Genomic DNA, 5,457 nt, shown 5'->3' with positions numbered 1-5,457 from the left:
TTATTGAACCGGCTGGCCTTTATCACTTCCTTCTATATATTTCATTAAATTTTGATGCATATTTAAAGGATAGTTCTATTTTTGGTTTTGCCTTTATATTAAACCGCATATAATTATGTCCAACATTCGATTTCAAGCACTGCAGGATGTTCTGAACAGAACCATCCCTGAAGTTAAACCACCTGCTGCAAAAATCTCCGATTATTTTGGCGCCAATGTTTTCGATAAAAAGAAAATGAAAGAATACCTTTCAACAGAGGCATACCAGGGTATAGTAAACTCTATTGAAAAAGGTGAACCCATCCCCCGCGACCTGGCTGAACAGATAGCATCGGCCATGAAATCATGGGCATTAGGGAAAGGGGCAACACATTATACCCACTGGTTTCAGCCCCTTACCGGAACTACCGCCGAAAAGCATGACGCTTTTTTTGAGCCCACTGCTGATGGTGGTGCAATTGAACGCTTTAGCGGCGATGCTTTATCTCAACAGGAGCCGGATGCATCCAGCTTCCCGAGCGGCGGTATCCGCAATACTTTTGAGGCCCGCGGTTATACAGCCTGGGACCCTTCTTCGCCCGCGTTTTTAATGGCGCGTACCTTATGTATCCCAACTGTATTTGTATCATACACCGGCGAGGCTCTTGATTACAAAGTGCCTTTATTAAAGGCACTAAGCGTGCTGGATAAAGCGGCTGTTGATGTGTGCCATTACTTTGATAAAGGAATTGAGAAGGTGAACGCCTCATTGGGCCTGGAGCAGGAATATTTTTTGGTTGATATTGCCTTATTTAACGCGCGCCCCGATATGTATTTAACCGGCCGTACGCTTTTTGGTCATATATCTGCCAAAAACCAGCAACTGGAAGATCATTATTTTGGCTCGATACCTGAACGCGTATACGCCTATATGCAGGATATGGAAGCCGAAGCTTTATTATTAGGCATTCCGTTAAAAACACGGCATAACGAGGTTGCGCCATCGCAATTTGAGTGCGCACCTATCTATGAGGAAATAAACCTGGCCATTGATCACAATCAACTCCTGATGGATTTGATGGACCGTGTGGCCAGGCGGCATAACTTTAAGGTATTGCTGCATGAAAAACCGTATGCAGGTATTAATGGATCCGGTAAACACAACAACTGGTCGCTGATAACCAATACGGGGAAAAACCTGTTATCTCCGGGCAAAACGCCTAAGAACAACCTTATGTTCCTTACGTTTTTTGTGAACACCATAAAAGCGGTTTATGAGCACGCCGACTTGTTGAGGGCTTCTATAGCATCGGTTAATAACGACCACCGTTTGGGAGCCAACGAGGCGCCCCCTGCCATTATATCCATTTTCCTGGGCAGCCAGTTAAACGATGTTTTGGATGAGATAGAAACCTCCAGGATCAGCAAAAAAATAAAAGAGGACAACTTATTATGGCAGGGCATCCCTAAGATTCCGCAGATATTACCCGATAATACTGACCGTAACCGCACTTCGCCATTTGCATTTACAGGCAATAAGTTTGAGCTGAGGGCAGTTGGCTCATCGGCCAATTCGGCCAGCCCAATGACCATATTAAACCTCATTGTTGCAGATCAGCTTAAAAAATTCAAGTACGATGTTGATAAGCTGATTAAAAAAGGTGAAAAGAAAGACCTTGCTTTATTGATCGTTATTAAAAAATACATCAAGGAATCAAAAAACATTCGTTTTGAGGGYAACGGCTATAGCGAGGAATGGGAAAAAGAAGCGGCAGCACGGGGCTTAGCCAATATAAAAACAACACCTAAAGCACTTGATTCGCTCCTGTCAGAAAAATCGGAGATCCTGTTTGCCGAAACAGGCGTGTTTACGCCCCGCGAAGCCCACGCACGTCATGAGATTTTACTGGATAGCTTTTACAAAAAACTACAAATAGAGGCGCGCGTAATTGGCGAGTTGGTTTTAAACGTAATTATACCGGCAGCTGTTGGCTATCAAACCAAGCTTATTGAGAATGTAAAGGGATTAAAAGACCTTGGCCTTGCTGCATCAACCTACGAAGCTCAGCTTGATATTATCAACAAAATAGCCGAACACGTAAACTTCATTAAAACCAATGTGGAACAAATGGTTGATGAGCGCAAAAAAGCCAATGCTATCGAAGATATCCGTCAGCGCGCCATTGAGTATGATGAAAAAGTAAAATCATTCTTCGCGCCTATCCGTTACCGGGTAGATAAACTGGAACAACTTGTTGACGATAGATTATGGCCGTTACCAAAATTCAGGGAGCTGTTGTTTATTAAATAGACACGAATTTCACGAATAAAGGCGAATTTTTACGAATAAAATAGGAATGCCACTAATTTTTAGGAGTTAGTGGCATTTTTTGTTCTGATAAACCATTTTTAATAATTATCAATAAAACACTCCGCTTACTCCACAATCACATCCTTTGACTGTGAAACAAGTTTATTGTAGGGATGATCCATAAACAATTTCAAATAATCAACCCCGTCAGCATAGTAGCCCGGCGCATGCCCTTTATTATGCATTATCAATAACCGGGCATTTGGCATATAACGTTTAATCAGTCTGTTATAAAATGGCCGGCACCACGGATCGATATCTCCGGCCGATATAAGCGCCGGGACGGCAGAATATACCTGCGCTTTAACTATTCCCGGCTCTGGCTTTACCTTCCAGCAATCGCATATGGCATGGTTTACATCATTGAATGGATAACCCGCTAACCAGGGCAATATGTCGTGCTGCTGTTTTTCTAAAGCCGGATCTGAATACATGATCTGCTCAGTGCAATACACTGAATAACGCATTCCTAATGATACCGACTGATCACCGCCAAACGCGCCATCCACTTGCTCGCGAATATAGGCCCGGTGTTTGCCGCTAATGATATCATTGATAACAGCTGGTACTGCACTCACCTGGCCGCTGTTCAAGCGATTGATCACAGCATCCAGCAGATCATTTTTATTGTAGCTGATTTTTAAACTGTCGCGACCGCCTTTTTCCAGGTAGTTAAGCGTGAACTTTTTGCCGCTAACCGCGGTAAAATACTGGTGAAACCGCGCCTTTAGGTTTGCATAAGCAGGCTTTGCTGCCGAATCGGCTTCGCAGTTGGCAAATACCTGTTCCAACGCTTCATTGATATTTAGTAAGCCATCTTCTTCATAACGCGCAAACCCTGGTAATGGTGAGTTAAGTATTAAGGCGCGCACACCTTCGGGATGTTTGCGCGCCGCGCTCAGCATCAATCCTCCGCTGTAGGATATCCCTATCAAATTAAGCGAATCCAGGTGCAGGGCCAGGCGTAAATCGTTAATGTCTTCTGCGCTTTCTTCGGTATTATAGGCAGACAGATCAATGCCTTTGGCTGTGAACCTGTCATGGCAGTGCTTTATTGCTGCAAGCACCAGGCTATCTTTATTTAACCCCTTTCTGTAGCTTGTTTTAACCGCTTCGTTAACATCCATGCAATCCAGGCAAGGCTGCGCCAGTTTAGTTCCCCGCTGGTCGAAAAAAATAAACCCACCAAACTTTAAAAACCCGGAGTTATAACCAATACTATCGCGGCCGGTAATGGTGCTATAACCAGGGCCGCCGGTTGCATAAAGGGAAATGTTTCGTTTAGCGTCCTGATCGGGTTTGCGGATAAACAAAAAAGGCATCTTTATTTTGCGTCCCTGTGGTCTTTGCCGGTTTTCGGGTACAACCAGGTAGCCATATTTAGCAATTAAACGCGCATCATATTTTATGGTAGAAACGGCCTGCTCTATAACAGGCTGGTAGGTTTGACTGTTTGCACCCCGAACAAAAACGAAAGATAGCAGAAAAGCAATTGCAAGTGATTTCATTGATAATAACAATTTACACAAAGAAATACATTACAACTACCTAAAGAAAGTAAAAAACGGACAATTTACAGTTGGTTGTCCGTTAATTTTTGCCCGGTGAATTTTACTACGTCCTTATAAAAATGGCTCATATCATAATAACCATAATCAAAAGGTACAAAGCTGTTTTTGGCTTTTATAAATTGGGTTAAAGCTGCCCGCGCCCTCAATATCGAAAAATAATTTTTCGGAGAAATACCCACGGTTCGATGAAAATACCGGTTGATAGTTTTAGAACTGATAAATAGCCGCCCGGCTACGGCCGATGTATTTAATTGCATGCCCGTAGTCTGGTACTCGCCTATAGCATCGCTTACCATGCCCAGGTAATGATCTTTATGGTTGTTTTTCCTGCAGGCATTTAAAAGATATTGTTGCATCAGGTTTATCCGTTCTTCAAAAACAATAGGCTGCCTTATTTTGGCTAATAAACTGCCGGGTAAAATTTGCGCTAAATTAATAAGCTTATCTGCCAGGGTAATTTGGGTTAAACCTAAAATCGCCTCTAAACCACCCGGATAAAATTTAACGGTAAAAATATTATCTGCAGGCTGATTGTGACGCTCAACCGTGTTGTTTCTTAGTATCAGAATATCCTCACCTGCCTTCACCAGGTAACGTGAATGTGCCAAATCAATATAGTAAGGTGCACCAAGATTGATATAAAAAGTGGGTGTCCAGCTGGCAAACATTTTAACAGAGAAATGTTCGTTTTGGAAATATTGCCGGGTTTTAGCTAAAGATGACTCAGAGAAAAACTCAATATAATTGGCCAATTCTTCACAAGGCGCTACAAAATCATATATTTTACGAATATTCTGAAATATCTCGACCATAGCTTAAGCCCCCACTTTGTAAGCAAAGTAAATATAAGTAATCATTCGCTAAACAGCTAAGCAACAATTTATTTCTTAAAAACTTTCGAATATTCCGAACCTATTTAAATCAGCGGATGCCGATGATCTCATCAAATGGTAATATCCGGCTGAATTAGTGGCATTCGTTTTAATAAGTGAAATTCGTGCATAATTAAATTTATTCTTACGCAAACAAGTCACTCGCCTTATGCTGTTCAATAATTACCTGGCGATACTTATTCAGCAGCGCCGATTTAGATATAAAACCTATAAACAGGCCATCCTTTATTACAGGCAGCTGCCATACATCAATAGCATCAAAGGTTTCCATTACGGTACTGGCTGGTTGATCATAATCAATTACGGTTGGCGCGGCAGTCATAATATCAGCAATAGTATCATCGGCAATCTCCTGGTTAAACAGGCGCCGGCGGATATCATCTATCAGCACCACTCCTTCCAGGAGCCCATCCTCATTTAATACCGGGAATATATTGGCATCAGTTTTAGCCAGGATCTTATAAAAATCATTAACCGTTGTTTGCTTATCAACCGCGGTGTATTTTTTGTTGATGATGCTATCCATCACTATAGCATTTAACATGCTGTAATCCTGGCCCGGATGGATATCTTTTTCGTGAATAAGGTGCTGCCAGTAAATATTATGGGGCGATGAAAGACGCGATATGATGTATGATATAGC

4 protein-coding genes are annotated in these 5,457 nt (G+C 42.2%); 1 reads left to right on the top strand and 3 read right to left on the bottom strand.

Features of this window, described 5'->3' with window-relative positions:
• Positions 1 to 115: 115 nt before the first annotated feature.
• Positions 116 to 2,290, top strand: coding sequence for a glutamine synthetase III family protein (locus AC1DPZ_RS21095; RefSeq protein WP_477407125.1), 2,175 nt, complete (start codon positions 116 to 118; stop codon positions 2,288 to 2,290).
• A gap of 125 nt (positions 2,291 to 2,415) precedes the next feature.
• Here the strand turns inward: AC1DPZ_RS21095 and AC1DPZ_RS21090 are convergent, their stop codons facing one another.
• From AC1DPZ_RS21090 to AC1DPZ_RS21080, 3 genes are all read right to left on the bottom strand, one after another.
• Positions 2,416 to 3,858, bottom strand: coding sequence for an alpha/beta fold hydrolase (locus AC1DPZ_RS21090; protein WP_477407122.1), 1,443 nt, complete (start codon positions 3,856 to 3,858; stop codon positions 2,416 to 2,418).
• A 65-nt stretch (positions 3,859 to 3,923) separates the two neighbouring features.
• Positions 3,924 to 4,733 carry an AraC family transcriptional regulator gene (locus AC1DPZ_RS21085; protein WP_477407120.1) on the bottom strand — a complete coding sequence of 270 codons (810 nt, stop codon included), beginning with the start codon at positions 4,731 to 4,733 and terminating at the stop codon, positions 3,924 to 3,926.
• A gap of 205 nt (positions 4,734 to 4,938) precedes the next feature.
• Positions 4,939 to 5,457: CBS domain-containing protein (locus AC1DPZ_RS21080; RefSeq protein ID WP_477407118.1), on the bottom strand; the 519-nt coding region annotated here is incomplete at its 5' end.

The organism is Mucilaginibacter sp. P4_G9 (assembly GCF_056400985.1).
This window is presented reverse-complemented; position numbering and strand designations above follow the sequence as displayed.

Bases quoted from the DNA above. Each gene is read 5' to 3' on its own strand.
- AC1DPZ_RS21085 (WP_477407120.1), bottom strand. From the start codon at position 4,733: ATGGTCGAGATATTTCAGAATATTCGTAAAATATATGATTTTGTAGCG.
- AC1DPZ_RS21090 (WP_477407122.1), bottom strand. From the start codon at position 3,858: ATGAAATCACTTGCAATTGCTTTTCTGCTATCTTTCGTTTTTGTTCGG.